The following is a 19,389-nucleotide window of genomic DNA, read 5'->3' on the forward strand; positions in this document are numbered from 1 at the left end:
AATAACACTTCGTAACATACGAAAAAGGCAGGGATTTCCCTGCCTTTTTGTTTTTTATTTACTGGGCTTTTCGCCATACCAGCGCGGCGTATAAACCCACTCCCCGCCTTCTGCTCGCGGAAAACGCGTAGTGTGCGATGAGCCGACAATCACCACAGTGCGCATGTCTACATCATCAGGTGTAAGTTGTCCGAGCGAAACAACGCGAGTTGTTTCGGCAGGCCTGCCAATATCGCGACCAAGCACGACGGGCGTTTCAGCATCACGATACTGCCGGAGGATTTCTAAAGCTCGACTAAGTTGATGCGGACGTGCTTTGGAGATTGGATTGTAGAATGCCATGGCAAGATCGGCTTGCGCTGCCAGTGCCAGACGCTTCTCGATTACATCCCATGGCTTCAGATTGTCTGATAGCGAGATGATGCAGAAATCGTGCCCAAGCGGTGCGCCGATGCGCGACGCCGCTGCCATCGCCGCCGAAATGCCGGGCTGGATAACGAGTTCAACGCCGTGCCACGACGTATCAGATGATTCATGCAGAGCTTCGACCACGGCTGCTGCCATGGCAAAGACGCCCGGATCACCGGATGACACCATCACGACGTCACGGCCTGAAGCAGCAAGTTCAAATGCATGGCGTGCGCGCTGCATTTCTTCGCGATTGTCGGTCATGTGAATGATCTGATCGTCGCGGAAGGGGCCTGCCATGCGGACATAGGTTTCATAGCCGAGTATGTCTTCGGCCTGTTCCAGATCACGCTGCACGGCTGGCGTCATCAGATCACGGGAACCCGGGCCAAGCCCAATAACCGTGAGCTTGCCGCGCTTGCGACCGATAAAAAGAACATCGGCAGGTGCTGCTGCAACAGCCAGCGTCAGGTTTTCAGTCGCCACGTGTTGAACAGGGTTTTCGACCGAGGCGGCTGCAAGATCGGCATCGCCTGCAACAAAACGCAAGGGCGCTTTCAGTGCTTTTGCAGCCTCATGGATATGCGGTGAAGCGCAATGTGTCTCGCGAGCCAGAAGCAAAGCAAGCGAGTCTATCGATAGGCCTGTATCGTCAAAGGCTTGTCCGATCAGACCTGCAAGGTCTTCGGTTGGCTTTTCGATAGCGATGGCAATTGTTCGCGGATGATAGATCAGCTCATTTGGTTTTGCTGCGCGGTTTTCGGGCGTGATGCTGATTGTGAGTTGCCCATCGTCGGAAAGCGGTAGCTTTGATGCCGAGAGCCAGCGAGAATTGCCTCTAATTTGTAGTGTTTGACCTGCAAGAAGGTTGGACATGAAGGTCTTGGCGTTGTCCGGATTGGCGAGTGTCAGTTCCGCCGGAGGATGAAGCAGGTTAATGCCAAAGCGCAACTCGCCAGTCGTGGTGATCGCGGGCGCTACTTCCAATGCATGAGCGATTGTTCGCGCCATGTCATTGACACCCGACAGACCGCCAAGCAATGGCACAACCGCGCTGCCATCATCTGCAACGGCCAGAACGGGCGGTTCGATGCGCTTGTTTTGCAGAAGGGGTGCAAGGGCGCGGATGATGATGCCTGAAGCGCACAAGGCGATCACAGGTCGGCCCTCTTCATAAAGTGCGCGGATTATATTGCCAAAATGAGCAAAGCTTTTGTCGGCGCTGTGAACTCGGTTTTCCAGTCCGAGTACTTCCGCATTTCCAAGTGCTGATTGCACTTTCCGCGCCGTGGAAATTGCAGCTTCGCTCAAGATCAGAATTGCAGGCTTCATGCGCCATTCCATTTGCTGCCTGGAACTAGAATGATCGAGAAATATGGACAATCGCTACCACTGACCTCGGCCAATGGGGCAATACGCTGGTTCTGCATGGTCGCACGCTCGATATAGAGGGCACGATCCATCAGCCCTAACTCGTTCAGCACATCACGCACCTTGTCGAGATTTTTGCCGAGTTTCATGATGGCTGCGGCCTCAGTACCTGCTAGGCGTGTTTTGAGTTCTCCCGCACTCATGACGCCTGAAAGGATCGACAGGGTCTGGTTGCGGTAGACCAAGGGCGCGCCGAGCACGGCAGCGGCGCCCAGAACAGAGCAAACGCCAGGCACGACTTCCGTTTCATATTTTTCGGCCAGTCGGTCATGGATATACATGAACGAACCATAGAAGAACGGATCACCTTCCGCGATCACGGCCACGTCGCGGCCTGCATCAAGATGACTTGCAATCGTCGCGGTGATCTCGGCATAGAAATCGCTGACGATCTGCTCATAATCCATGTGATCGGGCAGTTTTTCCGTTGTTACCGGATAGATAAGCGGAACCAAAGTCTGTTCTGAAGACAGATAGGTTTCGACGATTGTCAGTGCGTTGCCCTTTTTGCCCTTGGCTGCGTGATAAGCGACCACAGGAGCGGATTTGAGCAGTCGAAGCGCTTTAAGTGTGATGAGTTCGGGATCGCCGGGGCCGACACCCAGACCATAAAGCTTGCCTTTGAGGGCCATTATTCGCGCTCCGAAGCAAGTGCATTGACAGCAGCTGCGGTCATAGCGCTGCCACCACGACGTCCGCGCACGATCACAAAAGGTACACCACGACTGTTTTCGGCCAGCTCGTCCTTGGATTCGGCAGCACCGACAAAACCGACCGGCATACCGATGATAAGCGCAGGTTTGGGCGCACCATTGTCCAACATTTCAAACAGGCGGAAGAGAGCGGTTGGCGCGTTGCCGATAGCAACGACGCTGCCTTCGAGGTTGGGAAGCCAGAGGTCAAGCGCTGCGGCAGAGCGTGTGTTGCCGATCTTTTTCGCCAACTCCGGAACCGATGGATCGTTCAGTGTGCAGATAACATCATTATTGGCTGGCAGTCGCAAACGGGTGATGCCTTCTGCAACCATGCGTGCATCGCAGAGGATTGGTGCACCTTTGAGCAAAGCATCACGTCCGGCCTGTCCTGCGCCTTCTGAGAAGACGATGTCTTCAACGATATCGACCATGCCAGATGCGTGAGCCACGCGCACCGCGAGCTTTTCGAGATCCGCAGGTATGCGGCTCAGATCGGCCTCAGCGCGGATGATGGCGAAGGAGCGGTCATAAATGGCCTGCCCATCGCGGATGTAATCTGTCATGGCGTCCGCTTTTGCTATTTGTTGAGCAGCTTTGCTGCCTCATCAATGGTGATGTTTGACGCCAATAGCCGCCCGAAGCGTGCTGGTCCAGCTTTGTCTTGCAAAAACAGGTCGTAATGCATTGGTGAGCGGGCCAGAAGCGTGTGTGGCAAGGGAGAAAGTGCAGCGCAGGATTTCGCGCAGCCGGTGATGTGAATCTGCTTGGTGTCGCTTTGTAGCTTACGGGCAAGCTTTTCACTGTCTGTCTGTGTGTCTGCAAGCGCTGATGCGCAGCCTTTGGAACCTGAACAGGCACGAAGGCGAGCGGCAGGTGAGGCGGGCTCGGTGGAGAGGCTCAAGGCATGAAGCGCGTTGATGGTGCTCTTGCTTTCTGTTTCCGCAACATGCGGGATCAGAATGCCCTGCCATGGGGTGAGGCGCAGTTCGCTTTGTGCAAGTCCAGCAAGTTCACGCATTTGCTGCGGTGTCAGGCGACCAAGTAACGGCATGGCACCGACATAAAAGTTGCCGTCAAGCTGGCTGTGTAAGCCAAGATGCGTATGAGCGATGGGTGCTTTGCGCTGCCAACTTGCTGCTGCATCAAATGTGAATGGAAGTGTTTGGAGAAACTCTGCGACCGGCATCACCTCGAAGAGGTGCTTCATGCGCGCAATGCCTTTTTGGCTTGACCCAAGGAAATGTTGTAGCAGAGCTTCGATAAAAGGCAGGGCGTTTTTGTTTGAAACTGTACCAAGCGCCTGTCTGTCAGGCGAGGAAGCCAATCCAAACGCATAGGCCTTGCCACCTTCAATTGCTGAGAGCCAGATATCGCCGGGATGTGAAACCATAGCGCAATCTTCGCCACCATCAATCTGGAGTGAGAATTTGGGCGACAGTGCGTGATAAGTTTCGTCGTCATGCAAAACGGAAAGCATCTTAGTGGCGAGGCCAGTCACATCTGTGACTTGTCCATTATCGATACCAGCTGTTGGGCTAACCATGACATTGCGAACATCATCAGCCGCCGCATTTTGCGCGACAAGCCCTGACTCATGAAGGGCATCGATAACATCCGGCCAGACGTCGGGATGAATGCCGCGAAGCTGAATATTGGAGCGAATCGACAATTCAATTGCGCCGATTTCAAATCGTTCGGCGATATCTGCGATGGCCTGAGCCTGTGCCACGCTGAGCCTTCCGAGCCGGAGCTTGATGCGGGCGATTGCGCCATCCTTGCTCATCACCATGCGCGAAAGCCCCGGACAGGCATTACGCCGGTCGGGTCTGATAGCAATGGTCTGGCTATTTTGCTGGCTCAACATATTGGCCTTATACGCCTTCGCGCTTGCACTTGCTACTGCACCGCCATACGAACGAAGAAAAGGAGCAATGCTTATGAGCTGCTGGCTGACGGTTATCGGTATTGGTGAGGATGGGCTAGCGGGTCTTGGAAAGATCGCCCGCGACGCGCTTGACCGTGCTGATGTGATTTTCGGCGGCAAGCGGCATCTGGCCTTTCTTGATCATTGCATCAAAGCTGAGCAGATTTCGTGGCCGTCACCGTTCGATAATGCATTTCCAATGATTGAAGCCCACCGCGGTAGGAATGTTGTGGTGCTGGCAAGCGGCGATCCGATGTTCTTTGGTATGGGCGCATCGCTGAGCCGCCATTTCTCGACACAGGATATGCAGATCATCCCGTTTCCATCGTCATTGTCGCTGGCCGCAAGCCGTATGGCGTGGCCTCTGCAAGAAGTACGCGCGGTCAGCGTGCATGGTCGTCCGTTTGAATTGTTGGCACCGCGTATCCTGCCGGGCGAGAAAATCCTCGTATTGAGCAATGATGGCACGACGCCTGCGAAAGCTGCAGCCTTACTCAGGGCCAAAGGCTTTGGTGAAAGCCGCCTGACGGTGCTTGAACACCTCGGGGGACCAAAGGAAAAGATTATCAGCGCTACTGCGCGGGATTGGTCACATGAAAACTGTGCCGATCTCAATGTTTTGGCAATTGAATGCATCGCGGCGCCAGATGCGGTTGTTTTTTCGCCTGTCAGCGGATTGCCGGATCATGCTTTTGAGAATGACGGGCAGCTGACAAAACGCGATATACGCGCAGTGACACTGTCGCGTTTGCAGCCTTTGCCAAATGAGCTTTTATGGGATGTGGGTGCAGGTTGCGGTTCAATTGGCATCGAATGGATGCGAGTTCATGCATCCTGCCGGACTATCGCTATTGAGGCTGATGAAACACGGCAAGCTATCATTGAGCGTAACGCGCGAACGCTGGGCGTGCCGGGCTTGCGGCTTGTGAAAGGCGAAGCGCCTGAAGCGTTGAGTGGCCTTGAAGCACCGGATGCAATTTTCATTGGTGGTGGTGTTACGGATGCCGGCGTGATCGACGCTTGCTGGAAAGCGCTAAAGCCCGGGGGGCGTCTCGTTGCAAATGCCGTCACATTGCAAAGCGAAATGCAGCTGTTTAACTGGCAACAGCAATATGGCGGTGAGTTGACACGCTTGCAGGTAGCTCAGGCGGGCACACTTGGTTCATTCGATGCATGGCGTCAGGCACTGCCCGTCACAATTTATTGCGGCGCCAAAACAAAATGATGACTTGAATAGTCATATTATGTTCGGTTAAGGCTTGATCGTTATTTCTGATGAGGAGACAGGCATGTCCGAATTGAGCCTGAACGCTAACGCCCGTATTGCACTCGACCACCCTGATCGTATCGTTAATCAGCTGCTGGATCATTTTGATGAGCATGGTGATGTGGAGCGGAACGAAGGTAGTGCAAAGCTGGTGCTCAGCTTCGGTCAGGCAGATGTGCGCTGGAATGACGAAGCGGTCGATGTTGATGTCCGTAGCGACGACGACACCGGCCTTGCCTATATGAAGCTGTCAATTGCTTCGCACATATTAGAGTTTTTGGACAAAGACGAAACGGCACCGAAAATACGCTGGATTGGTGATGGTGCAGCTGGAGAATTGCTGCCTTACTTCCGCGAGATGAAGGTTTTATCTGTTTCTGATGTCACGCCCCATATGCGCCGCGTGCGTTTGCAGGGCAACGATCTCAAACGTTTTTCGCAACATGGTCTGCACATCCGTCTGCTTTTCCCTCAGAAAGCCTTGGCTCAGCCGCAATGGCCGGTCATGGGCGAAGATGGTCGTCCTGTCTGGCCTGAAGGCGAAGCGCAGATTGTTGCGCGCGTTTACACTATTCGCCAATTGGATGCAGATGCCGGTTGGGTGGACATCGATATGGTTGTCCATGGCGATGATTGCGATGCGCCGGGTTCTGGCTGGGCTATGAGCGTGAAACCCGGCGATATTGTCGGAATGACCGGTCCCGGCGGCGGCGATGCGGCGCAAGATGCAAAGTGGTATTTGCTGGCTGGTGACGAAACGGCATTGCCAGCGATCGGTCGTATTTTGGAGCGTCTTCCTGAGGGAGCGAAAGCTGTTGTTCGTGTAGAGATCGACAGTGCTGCAGAAGAGCAACTTATTCAGTCCAAAGCCGATGTTGATCTGCAATGGCTACATCGTAATGGCGAAGAAGCCGGTACGACCACGCTTTTGCAGGATGCTGTTCAGGCAGTCGAGTTGCCTGAAAACGAAGAGAGCATCTATGTCTGGGCTGGATGTGAGTTCAATGCGTTCCGCGCCATCCGCAGCTATATGCGCAAAGAGCGCAATGTGCCTAAAGACAAGCAACTGATTGTTGCCTATTGGCGACGTGGTAAGGACGGGGATAATGCCCGTCGTGGATCGGATGATTAACCAGATAAGGGCCTTATGGCCCTTATTTTTTGCACTATTTTGAATTTACTCTTTAGATAAAAAACAAAGGGCCGCATATGATGCGGCCCTTTATGAGGAGTTTATTGGCAGATTTTAGAAGCGATAGTTCACGCCTGCCTTAATAGAATGGTTCTTGAGGTTGTTGGTCTGGCTAACGCCGTTCACCTTGGATTTTACGTCACCGAAGCGTTGGAAGTCATATTCTGCCTTCACGGAAATTGGGCCAGAAATTGCCTGTTCAACGCCAGCGCCGATCAGTGCGCCACCTTCCCAGCCTGGGCCGGATGTGGTTGCATCCTTGGCCTTAAACTTGGTTACGCCGTAACCGGCCGTGCCGTAAACGAGGGTCTTGTCGAAAGCATAGCCCACTTTACCCTTGGCATTTGCATTCCACGATTGCTGGAGGCTGCCGCCGCGGCCAATGCGATGTTCGGCTTCGGCAAAATTACCTTCCAGCTCACCACCGAAAACGATATTGCCGCTCTGCATGTTCTTGCCTACGACCGCGCCGCCAAGAAAGCCAGTACGGTTGGTGAACGGGCCGGGAACTTTCGACGAAGAAGCACCAATCTGTGCACCAACATAGTTGCCTGACCAGTCGTGTGGACCGGCTGCAACAGGTTCGTTATAGGTGTAATCGTTGTTGTCCATCATATCAGCGGCGATGGATGGGCCAGCAAAGGCAACGAGTGCGGCACCGAACGCCGCGGCGATGTAGGAACGCTTCAACATTTTTTACTCCAGTTTTCCCACCTAAAACGCTGGCGGAAAATATGCGTGATCTATTCTGAAGGGCCGATTCCGGTTGTCTTCAATCTGATTATGTCCTCGCTCGTGATTGTGTCTAAATTTAAGAAAATTCGAGCTAAATCGAGGGGAAAGCCCTTTGTTTCGGATGGTATGCTTAATGAAGGATGAATGCGCTACTCACGCGTTTCAGATGAGTTTCAGGCCGCGCATACTGGCATGTCCATGCTTTCCCACGATGATATGGTCGTGAACGGATATGCTCAAAGCCTTGGCAGCATCGATCAGCACTTTAGTCATTTCAATATCTGCGCGAGACGGTGCTGGATCACCGGATGGATGATTGTGGACAAGAATAATTGCTGTCGCTGAAAGCTCCAAAGCACGCCGCATAACCTCTCGAGGATACACCGGCGTGTGGTCGACTGTTCCTTGTTGCTGCACCTCGTCTGCGATGAGGCGATTTTTTTTATCAAGGAAAAGTATGCGGAATTGTTCTCGCGTCTCATAGGCCATTGCTGTGGTGCAATATTGGATAACTTGGCTCCATGAGCCCAGCACTTCGCGCTCCATCACTGTGCTGCGTGCGGAGCGCTTGGAGATTGCTTCGACGATTTTTAGTTCAAGCGCTATGGAGGGACCAATGCCGGGCGTTTCCGCTAAAAGTTTTTCAGGCGCGCCCAACACTTCCGCAACGGTCCCAAAGCGGCTTAACAGTGACTTAGCAAGGGGCTTTGTATCCGCTCGCTGAACCACTCTGAACAACAGAAGCTCAAGCAATTCGTAATCGGCGAGTGCATCCGGTGCTGTCTTAAAGCGCAGTCGTAACCGATCTCGGTGACCCAGATGATGCGGCTTTTCGAGGGAAGCCTGAACTCTTATGCCCTCGTTGAAGCCGGGAAAGTCGAAACCTCCCGGACTTTTGTCTTTTGGTGCCATTCTGTTTAAACCCCCGCAGAAACAGTCGACAATTTTTAAGCTAGTCTACCGCATGGATGGCGGACCGAAAACGTTTTTCGGCGAAAGCGTGAAGATTTCGCAGCCGTCTTTGGTAACGCCAACGGTATGCTCATATTGCGCAGTCAGTGAACGGTCGCGCGTAACGGCAGTCCAGCCATCCGAAAGAACCTTAACGCCGGGCTTGCCGAGATTAATCATCGGCTCAATCGTGAAGATCATACCTTCTTTAATCTCAACACCTTCGTTGACTGTACCGTAATGAAGAATATTTGGTGCATCATGGAAAAGTTGACCAACACCGTGACCGCAGAAATCGCGTACCACTGAGCAGCGTTCGCCTTCTGCATAGGTTTGAATTGCAGCACCAATAGCGCCGGTTTTCACACCCGGCTTTACAACTTCAATGCCACGCAGCAAGCTTTCATAGGTCACTTCAAGCAGGCGCTCGGCTGCGCGCTTGATTTCACCAACCGCATACATGCGGCTTGAATCGCCATGCCAGCCATCAAGCAAATAGGTCACGTCGATATTGACGATATCACCATCTCGCAGAGGCTTGTCGTCTGGGATGCCGTGGCAAACAACATGGTTGATCGATGTGCAAGTGGACTTGGTGTAACCGCGATAGTTGAGCGTCGCCGGGAATGCGCCATTATCCATGCCGAATTCAAACACGAAACGATCGATTTCATTGGTGGTAACGCCGGGCTTTACAATGTCATTCAACGCATCAAGGCAACGAGCGGTAAGATTGCAGACTTTGCGCATGCCCTCAAAGGCGTCTGAGCCGTAAAGCCTGATCTGCCCCGTATATTTCATTGGTGCGCTTGTTGCTTCGATATAAGTCACCATCTCGGTCCGTCTTTCTAATATTCTATAGGCACGACTGTTTCAGCACTGATGCCGTTTTCTGTTATGTGGCATCGAATGGCCCAAGCCTCAACCCCGGCTGCGCGTGCGCGATCAAATGCGCGCGCATAAGTCGGATCAAGATCGCCTGAGATGCTGAATCTGTCGCAATCGTTTCGCTGGATAATAAACACCATCACGCCCCGATAGCCAGCAGATACGACATCTACGAGTTCATCAAGGTGTTTCGCGCCACGTGCCGTCACTGTGTCGGGGAATTCGGCAAGGAAAGGGGTGCGGATGAAGTGAACGTTTTTCACTTCCACATAGGCGCGTGGTTGCTCGCCTTCATCAAGCAATATGTCGATGCGTGAGTTTTTGCCGTATTTTTGTTCGCGCTTAAGGACGGCGTAATTCTTCAAGTCTGGAATCATGCCTGCAAGAATGGCTTCTTCGGCGATTTTATTCGGTAGCCCCGTATTCACCCCGACAAGTGTGTTGTCTGCTGCAACAATTTGCAGAGTGTGCCGATATTTCCGGTGAGGGGCATCTGAAACGCTCAACCAAACGCGAGAGCCGGGCGTTGTAAGACCGAGCATTGATCCCGTGTTGGGAACGGAAGCCGTAATGAACTGCCCATCGTCGAGCGTAACATCGGCCAAAAAGCGCTTATAGCGTCGCTCAAGGCGACCTGTCACAAGAGGAGGGTTGAAAAGCATGCTCCGATTTAGGCGGATGTATGCATGGATGCAAGCGTCTGCGAATCTAGAAGAGCACCGTGAAGACATCTGCCCAACGCATATCTGCGCTGAGCACGAGCATGGCTGCGATAAGGCCAGCGCCAAGTAAGGTGAGTGTTGTTTTTGTTTCGCTGGTAATCACGGTCGCCACCAAATTGCTTTTGAACTGGTGGAAACTTCACGCTTAATTTAGCCCGCAATATGATGTGAAAATGTTTATTCGCGGCATTTTGCGGGCAAATTATGAGAGCCAATAAAGGGCTATTCTTTTACCCAGTTAAAAGCCAATTCTTCACGGAATGCGAAGCGTATGATATGACTTGCTACGACGTCTTCCATCTGTGAAAGGGCTTCTTGTGGAGCCTCAACGGTTGCGATGAGCTTTTCCGAATCTGCATCAAGAGTAACGATGCGATTCTCATCGAAGTCGATCTGTCCATGTTCTGGTGTGAATTCGATGGAGAATTTATGCGCCCAATGTTTGCAGAGCTGCTGCAAATAGCGGCTGGCGTGGGCTGTTGGTACAATAGCGGTGGTTTTAGCCATAATCTTGCTGTCCAATCTCAAGTTTTACGGACAGTGCCTAGCATTGCTATCTGAGATATGTCACTCAGCAAGATATCAATTTTTCGGGAGAATAAAAAAACCACCAAGTGGTACGCCCAAGGGGAATCGAACCCCTGTCTGCGCCGTGAAAGGGCGCTGTCCTAACCGCTAGACGATGGGCGCCTGTTGCTGGTGTGAGTGGGCTTATATGCAGGAAATATCCGACGCGCAAGTCCTTTTTAGAAAAAATCCAAGAAAAATTTACTTGATGATTTTTACGAACGTCGCTTGTGAAAACAATGAGATAGAGCGCCAAGCTGAAGTCATGCTTCGGCTACACGGGGCGCCTAAAACAAGCTGCCTTGTGTGTATCGATTGTATGTCTGGAAAAAGAAAAACCAGCAAGTGGTACGCCCAAGGGGAATCGAACCCCTGTCTGCGCCGTGAAAGGGCGCTGTCCTAACCGCTAGACGATGGGCGCCTGTTGCTGGTGTGAGTGGGCTTATATGCAGGAAGGTTCTGACTCGCAAGCCCTTAATTCGACTTTTTCATAAAAATATCATGCGAGGCTAATTTTCAGAGTGGATGCGCTGTGGATAAATTAGCTATCTGACTGAAATGCAATAAAAAAGCCGGGTGATGCGACCCGGCTTTTGTTCTTTTATCGTTTGCAACTCCAGTTCCAGTCGCGCTCTGGTCCGATGTCCACATGCACAGAAGTTGTATGGCAATAAGTGCCGACACCGCCGCGCGTGGACATATTGCGGGCGTAGCGGGCAAGTTCGTGCTTTGATACGCCGTCGATCTGAATGTCAGCCGCAGCGCAAATCATATGCAGGGATTTGCGGGCGCCATTTACTTTGCGATTGTAAGACGGGCTACGGTAGCCTGATGTTACCATGACTGGCTTGCGGAAGTGACGTTCCATAGTCTTCAGCATGGAAACAAGTTGAGGCTTCAGGCAGGCGACATCGACAGTTTCGCGCTGAACCTTCAGGCCATTGGGTGCGAGACGTGCAAGGCCGGGCGCCGATGCAAGCTGTACGGACGCGTAATCGTCATATTCGTTCGCATCAATGTCGCTGTCATCATAGATGCTTTTGCGATGCTTGATCTCAAAGCCGCCATTCGCGCGCACACCGGGAAGGGCATAATTATATTCGTGCGTTGATTTAGTTGTGGGCCGCACAACAGCAAGTTTCTTATTGACCGACTTAGTGTCGCCGTTCGCGCCATCTTCGTTGAAGAGGCGTGCAATACTTCCCTGTCCAGCTGTTGCCGGGCGCTGAGGAGCGACATAGGCATTTGCATTTTTAGCTGATCCGAAAAGCGATGTAACCTGTGTTGGTTTTTCCGGCTCGACAGGCTTAGCAACTTCTGCCGCTGGAGCCGTTTCAGGTTCAGTCTTTGCAGGTTCGGGCTTAGATTGAGGTGCTGCTGTCGTAGCCTGTTCTTCGGGCTTCTGAGTTTCTGCTGCTTGTTCTGGTGCTTCAGGAGCGGATTCGACGGGTTTTTTGCCAAACATCCCAAATAAAGAGCCGGATTTTTTCTCTGGTGTGAGGGCTGCAACCTGAACAGGGGTTTCCTGTTTTGGTGCGCCTTCTACTGATGCCGTGGCGGTGGGATTTGTTTGTGTGTTTTCAGTGGGCGCGGCTTTTTCAGCAAGCGCTGGCTTTGTTGATTCTTTAGCTGCTTCAGCGGCTACCGTTTGATCGGCTGCGCTTTGAAGAGTTTCAGCAATGACGGAACCATCTGCGTCGTTCGTCATTTGTAATGGTGACGTGCCATTGCCGGTCGATGTGCACGATGTAAGAACGAGCGCGAGCAAGGCTACGCTACCAGAAAGTAGTCTTCTTGTTGTCGTGTGCGTTGCTACTGCGAATTTCAATATCTGCTCCAGCTCGATGTCCCATACAGATGGGCTTGACCATTTTAACGAGCCGGAAAAATCCTGATCCCGTTTTGGTTTGGGGAGATCGGCTTCCCCGTGTGAGTCGCGCTCAAGCATTTTTAAGCAGCTTTACTCACAAAAACCGGCAATGAAGGCCAGCTTAGATAGTCCAAGATTTTCAGTGCTTTATTAAGAATGCATCATGTGTGCAGTCGTCCTAAAGCATGAGTAGACAATTTATCGAATGATAAGTTGTAACCAATTTTTAGGGTTTTTAACTGCCAAACGCAACTATTGAAAGCGATCAGTGCTTGAATAAATTGCATTTCAATTTTGTTTTACGTAATAATAACGCAATGTTACTAATTGTAACTTTTGGTTATACTTGCTTTTGATGGCGTCTTTGAAAGGGCAGGATTGCACCTGATCGCAACTCACTTGTTGACATGACGTAGCGAGTTGGTGCTATCCACTTTCCGATATATTATCTGCGTCGGGCGAGTTATAGATTTCGCACGAGCAGATATCAGGGCAGAACATCAGGATTGGAACCCGACATATGACCAAGAGCACGCGGACGTTTGCCAATATCATGCTGGCAGCAACAGCCGTGGCGCTTCTCGCGGGTTGTGCTGGCGGTCCGGAATTTCAGGGTACACCGCAGGCGGGTGCCAAGCGCAGCGATACCTATCCAACCTTTGGACGTATGCCGAAAGCTGCCACGGTGCAAATTACGCCGGAAGAAAAGGCGCAGATGATGTCTGGTCTTGATTCTGATCGTACGCGATTGGCGGCCACGCGCTCGTCAGCAAGCACGCTCACTCCTGCTCAGGCCGCTGCATTGCGCAAGCAAGCGCAGGACGAAGCCGCCGCTACACTTAAGCAGATCGAAGCCGGGGAATAAGACGCTTTTAGTCAATAAAAGCTTTGTCGCAGAACTGTAACAAGTCTCGACCCGATTCGATAACGAGTGTATATCTCCAAACGCGACGCATAAGCGTCATTTCATTTAACTCCATTCTGGAACAGGATCATGTCGGAAGAATTTCATAAAGTCCGTCGTTTGCCACCTTATGTCTTTGAACAGGTTAATCGCCTGAAGGCAGCGGCGCGAGCGGGCGGAGCCGACATCATTGATCTTGGAATGGGCAATCCAGATCTGCCGACGCCGAAGAACATCGTCGATAAGCTTTGCGAAGCTGTTCAGGATCCCCGCGCTCATCGTTATTCGTCGTCAAAGGGTATTCCCGGTCTTCGTCGTGCACAGGCACAATATTATGCACGTCGTTTCGGTGTGAAGCTTAACCCGGACACTCAGGTTGTAGCGACCTTGGGTTCAAAGGAAGGTTTCGCCAACATGGCGCAGGCCATCACTGCTCCGGGCGATGTCGTGCTTTGTCCCGATCCGACCTATCCGATCCACACATTTGGCTTTATCATGTCGGGCGGCGTTATCCGTTCGATCCCTGCAAAGCCGGATGAAGACTTCATTCGTGCGCTCGATCGTGCAGTAAAGCACTCGATTCCAAAGCCGCTCGCGCTGATTCTGAACTTCCCGTCGAACCCGACTGCCTATGTCGCGACCCTTGATTTCTACAAGGATGTGGTCGATTTCGCGCGCAAGAATGATCTGATCATTTTGTCCGATCTTGCCTATTCGGAAATTTACTTCGACGATAACAACCCACCGCCATCGGTTCTTGAAGTGCCGGGTGCTATGGATGTTGCTGTCGAGTTCACCTCAATGTCGAAGACATTCTCGATGCCGGGTTGGCGCATGGGCTTTGCGGTCGGCAATGAACGTCTCATTGCAGCATTGACCCGTGTAAAATCCTATCTGGATTATGGTGCGTTCACGCCAATTCAGGTTGCAGCAACCGCAGCGCTGAATGGTGACGGCACGGACATAAGCTATGTTCGCAATGTCTATAAACAGCGCCGCGATGTGCTGGTCGACAGCTTTGGCCGTGCAGGCTGGGATGTTCCACCACCAGCTGCAACCATGTTCGCATGGGTTCCGATTCCAGAGCGTTTCCGCGCGTTGGGTTCGCTGGAGTTCTCCAAGCTGCTGGTTGAAATGGCCGATGTGGCTGTTGCTCCGGGTGTAGGCTTTGGCGAGCATGGCGATGAATATGTTCGTATCGCATTGGTCGAAAACGAGCATCGCATTCGTCAGGCCGCACGCAACATCAAGCGTTTCCTGTCTGCAAAAGATGAAAATGTGCAGAACATTATTCCGCTTGAAGGTCGCCGCTAACAGCTTTTAAGATAAGACAAGGGCTGGCTTCTGGTCGGCCCTTGTTTCCCACCACATACAAACTCAACAATTCAGAAAGACAGAACAATGAGTGATGCATTGCGGATCGGCGTTGCCGGACTGGGCACCGTTGGTGCTTCGGTGTTGCGTATTCTACGTGACAAGGCCGAAATGCTCACTCGTCAGTGCGGCAAGCAGGTTGTTGTCACGGCGGTAAGCGCTCGTGACCGCTCGCGCGATCGCGGTGTCGATCTTTCTGGCATTGAATGGTTCGACGATTCTGTCGAACTCGCGAAAAGTGCCAATATCGATGTTTTTGTTGAGCTGATCGGTGGCGATGAAGGCCCAGCCAAACTGGCTGTAGAAGCAGCATTGCGGGCAAGTCATCATGTCGTGACGGCCAACAAGGCGCTTCTTGCAAAGCATGGTGTAGCTCTCGCCAAGATTGCCGAAGAAAAAGGCGTGCTTCTTAACTTTGAAGCTGCTGTTGCAGGCGGTATCCCGGTTATCAAAGCGATGCGTGAATCGCTGACTGGCAATACGGTTTCGCGCGTTTACGGCATTATGAACGGCACCTGTAACTACATCCTGACCCGGATGTGGGAAGAGGGCATTTCGTTTGAGGATTGCCTCGCGGATGCGCAGCGCCTTGGATATGCCGAAGCTGATCCAACTTTCGATATTGAAGGCAATGACACGGCGCACAAACTTGCGTTGCTGACGAGCCTAGCATTCGGCACGCAGATTGCTGCCGATGATATTTACCTTGAAGGCATTAGTAATATTTCTCTGGCCGATATCCGTGCTGCTGATGAGCTTGGTTATCGTATCAAGTTGCTGGGCGTTGCACAAAAGACTGATACCGGCATTGAACAGCGCGTGCATCCAACCATGGTGCCGACATCATCGGTTATCGCGCAGGTGCATGGCGTGACCAACGCGGTTGCGATTGAAACCGATCTTCTGGGTGAATTGCTGCTTTCTGGCCCTGGTGCTGGCGGTAATGCTACTGCTTCGGCGGTGATTGGCGATATTGCGGATATTGCGAAGAGCCGTCCCGGCTTCCAGCATGGCCCGGTTTTCGGCACACCTGCGAAAGCCTTGCAGCCATATAAGCGCGCCAAAATGCGCAAGCATGCTGGCGGCTACTTCATTCGATTGACGGTTTATGACCGCATCGGTGCTTTTGCAGCTATCGCTAAGCGCATGGCCGAAAATGATATTTCACTTGAGTCGATTGTTCAGCGTCCGCTGATGGATAGTGATGTAAGCGATGGTATTAAGACGGTTATTCTTGTCACGCATGAAACGACTGAATCTGCGGTGAAGAAGTCTCTTGAAGCCATTCTCAAGGACGATCATCTGGTCAGTAAACCGCAGATGATCCGCATTGAGCGCGCTGGCTAATTGCCGGTTTAAGTTGCCGCTCTTGAAGGGCGGCAACGTTTTTGCTAAGAAATAGCTATCGGAATAATCCGACTAAGAGACAAATATGGAAAAGGAGGGCTGTAATATGGATGTGACGCGTCACGACCGCCATCGTCAGTACGGCCCTGATTTTGCCCTGCAACAGTAATTTGTGCAGGGCCGATTAAGACTTACAGAACAGTCTTTCTCTGCCTTTTCTGAAGGCGCAGCTTGAATAGCTGTAGCCGAAAATTTGCAAGCATTTTGATTGAAGCTGTTTGAGAACTGCTCGTCAGTGCTTGGCCAAATTGGGCCTATCGCCATGTCTCTTATATCTATTCAGAATCTTTCGCTTACCCTTCATCAGACCTTGTTCGCTAACCTCGATTTTGTTGTGGGCGAGGGAGAGCGTTTGGGTATTGTCGCCGCTAATGGTCGTGGAAAGACCAGCCTTTTGCGCCTTATTGTTGGGGAGGGTGAGCCGACCAGCGGTGTCATTACCCGCTCACGAGGGCTGAAAATTGGTTACGTCAGCCAATATGTTTCCGCTGATCTGATGGACCTCTCTTTTTACGATCTGGTCCTCAGCGGACTGGATGAAGATGCGCGCGACTATGAAAGCTGGCGCGTAGACATAGTGCTTGATGATCTGAATGTTCCCGCAGAACAGCGCGGTCTTGCTGTTCGACAACTGAGCGGCGGCTGGCAACGGCTTGCGCTACTGGCGCGCACATGGGTTTCTGAACCTGATGTGCTTTTGCTCGACGAGCCGACCAATCACCTTGATCTTGAAAAGGTGCATTTGCTGGAAAACTGGCTAGATGCGCTCCCGCGTTCAGTAGCCGTCATTGTTTGCAGTCATGATCGCGCCTTTCTTGACGTGGTGACGAAACGCACGCTTTTCCTGCGTGCAGAAAACTCGTTCGTCTTTGCGTTGCCTTATAGCCAAGCGCGTGTGGCGCTTGACGAGATTGACGCGGCTGACGCTCGCCAGTTTGAAAAGGACATGAAAACTGTCCAACAATTGCGCAGACAGGCTGCGAAGCTCAACAATATCGGCATCAATTCGGGCAGTGATTTGCTGGTCGTGAAAACCAAGCAATTGCGTGCGAGAGCCGAAAAAATTGAGGAAAGCGCCAAAGCGGCGCATGTCGAACGCTCTGCTGGCAAGATTAAACTCAATGGGCGAGGCAGCCATGCCAAAGCGCTGATTGTGATTGATAAGGCCGAGATTGCGACGCCTGACGGTCGGGCTCTCTACAAAACCGGTCAGTTGTGGATCAATCCCGGTGATCGAATCGTACTGCTTGGCGCGAACGGAACCGGCAAGACACGAGTTCTGACACTGGTTCGCGAGGCAATCCTAAAGCCGGAACAATCACTCGCTGGCATAAAAGCGACGCCGTCGCTTGTGTTGGGCTATAGCGATCAGGCTTTGTCTGAGCTGAATGGTGACTGGACGCCGTTTGAAACGATTATGAAGCGTTTCGATGTGGGCGACCAGCGCGCACGGTCGTTGCTGGCTGGCGCAGGCATGACGCTGGATATGCAGACGAAATCTTTGTCGCGGCTTTCGGGCGGGCAGAAGGCACGCCTTGCCATGCTGGTTTTGCGACTGACCAAGCCAAACTTCTACATTCTCGATGAACCGACCAATCACCTTGATATTGATGGGCAAGAAGCGCTCGAAGCCGAACTGCTAAGCGATGAAACCGCGAGCCTGATTGTTTCGCATGATCGCAGTTTTGTGCGCAACATTGGCAATCGGTTCTGGGTGATAGATCGAAAAAGGCTGATCGAAGTGGAAAGCCCTGAGGTTTTCTTTGACTATGCTAAAGGCTGAAATATTGGGCCTTTTACGCTAAATCGATTAAGAGTTAGAGCGGAAAATGTTTTTACCGCTCTTTCCCTTGCAGGTCGGCGGGGACTTTGACAAAACATTTGCACAATGTCGCTATAGATGGCGAAACACACATTTCATATGAATTCAGGACTTTGTTCACATGGCCAAGACTTCAGAACAGCAACCGCAACGACCAGCGCAGGGACTTGACCGTATTCTGACGCTTGAGCTGGTTCGCGTTGCCGAGCGCGCGGCAGTTGCGGCGGCGCGTCTGCGTGGACGTGGCGATGAAATGGCTGCCGATCAGGCAGCCGTTGATGCCATGCGCCAGGAACTCAATCGTCTGCCGATTGCCGGAACAGTCGTGATTGGTGAAGGTGAGCGCGATGAAGCGCCGATGCTTTATATCGGCGAAGAAGTCGGCACCAAGCAGGGTCCTGATGTTGATATCGCGCTTGATCCGCTGGAAGGCACCACGATTTGCGCCAAGAACCTGCCAAACTCGTTGGCGGTGATCGCCATTGCCGAGAAGGGCAATCTGCTCTACGCGCCTGACGTTTACATGGAAAAGATTGCGGTCGGACCGGGTTATCCGAAAGGCGTTGTCGATCTTGACGCGACAGCCACTGATAATATTCACGCGATTGCTAAGGCAAAAGGAGTGCAGCCGCACGAAATTACGGCCTGCATCATGGATCGTCCACGTCATGCGCGCCTGATCGAAGAAGTGCGCGCAACTGGAGCGTCCATTCGGCTGATCGGTGATGGTGATGTTGCCGGTGTGATGCACACGACGAACCCGGATGAAACCGGTATCGATATTTATATCGGTATTGGTGGTGCGCCGGAAGGTGTACTTGCCGCTGCTGCACTGCGCTGCATTGGTGGTCAGATGCAGGGACGCTTGCAGCTCAACTCTGATGAAAAGATCGCACGCGCCGCCAAGATGGGTATTTCTGATCCCAAAAAGATTTACACGATGGAAGAAATGGCCAAAGGCGACGTGCTGTTCGCTGCAACTGGCGTGACCGATGGCAACATGCTTTCAGGCGTTAAGTTTGCCCGCGATTATATCCAGACCCATACAATCGTCATGCGCTCAAGCTCGCAAACGGTTCGCGAAATTAAGGCGAGACACCAAGATCTGTCTAAATTCTAACAGAACCATCGATATTTAGGCTCTGGCTGCCTGCAAATGGCGTTGTTCTACGCTTCCGGTGCTCATGTACCCATAAGTACATTCCGCTCCGGTTCTCGAACTCCACCATTTT

The 19,389-nt window shown here is 52.2% G+C and carries 17 protein-coding genes and 2 tRNA genes; 7 read left to right on the forward strand and 12 right to left on the reverse strand.

Annotation, left to right across the window (positions count from 1 at the left end):
- Positions 1-54: 54 nt before the first annotated feature.
- The 4 genes from cobJ to cobG are packed head-to-tail and all read right to left on the reverse strand — an operon-like array spanning position 55 to position 4,398.
- Positions 55-1,740, reverse strand: coding sequence for a precorrin-3B C(17)-methyltransferase (cobJ, locus tag WH356_RS19480; protein WP_339513773.1), 1,686 nt, complete (start codon positions 1,738-1,740; stop codon positions 55-57).
- Positions 1,737-2,471, reverse strand: coding sequence for a precorrin-2 C(20)-methyltransferase (locus tag WH356_RS19485; protein ID WP_339513775.1), 735 nt, complete (start codon positions 2,469-2,471; stop codon positions 1,737-1,739). The genes cobJ and WH356_RS19485 overlap by 4 nt, the downstream gene beginning before the upstream one ends.
- Complete coding sequence (locus WH356_RS19490; protein WP_339513777.1) at positions 2,471-3,097, reverse strand: precorrin-8X methylmutase; 627 nt, start codon at positions 3,095-3,097, stop codon at positions 2,471-2,473. Before WH356_RS19490 ends, WH356_RS19485 begins: the two co-directional genes overlap by 1 nt.
- Positions 3,098-3,111: 14 nt before the next feature.
- Complete coding sequence (gene cobG, locus WH356_RS19495; protein WP_339513779.1) at positions 3,112-4,398, reverse strand: precorrin-3B synthase; 1,287 nt, start codon at positions 4,396-4,398, stop codon at positions 3,112-3,114.
- Positions 4,399-4,471: 73 nt separating this feature from the next.
- Between cobG and cbiE the strand changes: the two genes are divergently transcribed.
- A complete protein-coding gene (gene cbiE / locus WH356_RS19500; protein ID WP_339513781.1) occupies positions 4,472-5,683 on the forward strand; it encodes a precorrin-6y C5,15-methyltransferase (decarboxylating) subunit CbiE in 1,212 nt (403 codons plus the stop codon).
- A gap of 64 nt (positions 5,684-5,747) precedes the next feature.
- Positions 5,748-6,857, forward strand: a complete 1,110-nt coding sequence (locus WH356_RS19505) for a siderophore-interacting protein (RefSeq protein ID WP_339513783.1) — start codon at positions 5,748-5,750, stop codon at positions 6,855-6,857.
- Positions 6,858-6,971: 114 nt separating this feature from the next.
- On the opposite strand, the gene WH356_RS19510 is transcribed toward WH356_RS19505, so the two are convergent.
- The 8 genes from WH356_RS19510 to WH356_RS19545 all read right to left on the reverse strand — a co-directional run bounded on the left by WH356_RS19510 (position 6,972) and on the right by WH356_RS19545 (position 12,608).
- Complete coding sequence (locus WH356_RS19510; RefSeq protein ID WP_339513785.1) at positions 6,972-7,610, reverse strand: outer membrane protein; 639 nt, start codon at positions 7,608-7,610, stop codon at positions 6,972-6,974.
- Between the two features lie 204 nt (positions 7,611-7,814).
- Complete coding sequence (radC, locus tag WH356_RS19515; protein ID WP_339513787.1) at positions 7,815-8,564, reverse strand: RadC family protein; 750 nt, start codon at positions 8,562-8,564, stop codon at positions 7,815-7,817.
- A 45-nt stretch (positions 8,565-8,609) separates the two neighbouring features.
- Positions 8,610-9,437, reverse strand: coding sequence for a type I methionyl aminopeptidase (gene map, locus WH356_RS19520; RefSeq protein ID WP_339513789.1), 828 nt, complete (start codon positions 9,435-9,437; stop codon positions 8,610-8,612).
- Positions 9,438-9,451: 14 nt separating this feature from the next.
- Complete coding sequence (gene sfsA, locus WH356_RS19525; protein WP_339513791.1) at positions 9,452-10,153, reverse strand: DNA/RNA nuclease SfsA; 702 nt, start codon at positions 10,151-10,153, stop codon at positions 9,452-9,454.
- A gap of 282 nt (positions 10,154-10,435) precedes the next feature.
- On the reverse strand, positions 10,436-10,720 hold the full coding sequence (locus WH356_RS19530) for a DUF2218 domain-containing protein (RefSeq protein ID WP_339513793.1): 285 nt from the start codon (positions 10,718-10,720) through the stop codon (positions 10,436-10,438).
- A gap of 108 nt (positions 10,721-10,828) precedes the next feature.
- A tRNA-Glu gene (locus tag WH356_RS19535) sits at positions 10,829-10,903 on the reverse strand.
- Between the two features lie 223 nt (positions 10,904-11,126).
- A tRNA-Glu gene (locus WH356_RS19540) sits at positions 11,127-11,201 on the reverse strand.
- A gap of 180 nt (positions 11,202-11,381) precedes the next feature.
- Complete coding sequence (locus WH356_RS19545; RefSeq protein ID WP_339513795.1) at positions 11,382-12,608, reverse strand: YcbK family protein; 1,227 nt, start codon at positions 12,606-12,608, stop codon at positions 11,382-11,384.
- Positions 12,609-13,170: 562 nt separating this feature from the next.
- On the opposite strand from WH356_RS19545, the gene WH356_RS19550 reads away from it, so the two are divergent.
- The 5 genes from WH356_RS19550 (at position 13,171) to glpX (ending at position 19,277) form a co-directional block, all read left to right on the forward strand.
- On the forward strand, positions 13,171-13,515 hold the full coding sequence (locus tag WH356_RS19550; RefSeq protein WP_339513797.1) for a hypothetical protein: 345 nt from the start codon (positions 13,171-13,173) through the stop codon (positions 13,513-13,515).
- 129 nt (positions 13,516-13,644) lie between these two features.
- Positions 13,645-14,868 (forward strand): LL-diaminopimelate aminotransferase, encoded by a 1,224-nt coding sequence (locus WH356_RS19555; RefSeq protein ID WP_339513799.1) that lies wholly within the window; start codon positions 13,645-13,647, stop codon positions 14,866-14,868.
- An 87-nt stretch (positions 14,869-14,955) separates the two neighbouring features.
- Positions 14,956-16,275, forward strand: coding sequence for a homoserine dehydrogenase (locus tag WH356_RS19560; protein ID WP_339513801.1), 1,320 nt, complete (start codon positions 14,956-14,958; stop codon positions 16,273-16,275).
- Between the two features lie 322 nt (positions 16,276-16,597).
- The gene (locus tag WH356_RS19565) at positions 16,598-18,118 is read left to right on the forward strand and encodes an ABC-F family ATP-binding cassette domain-containing protein (protein ID WP_339513803.1); all 1,521 of its coding nucleotides are present in this window, start codon (positions 16,598-16,600) and stop codon (positions 18,116-18,118) included.
- Positions 18,119-18,278: 160 nt separating this feature from the next.
- Positions 18,279-19,277 (forward strand): class II fructose-bisphosphatase, encoded by a 999-nt coding sequence (gene glpX, locus WH356_RS19570; RefSeq protein ID WP_339513805.1) that lies wholly within the window; start codon positions 18,279-18,281, stop codon positions 19,275-19,277.
- Positions 19,278-19,389 lie beyond the last annotated feature (112 nt).

This window comes from Ochrobactrum sp. MYb379, assembly GCF_037479515.1.
Taxonomy (GTDB): domain Bacteria; phylum Pseudomonadota; class Alphaproteobacteria; order Rhizobiales; family Rhizobiaceae; genus Brucella.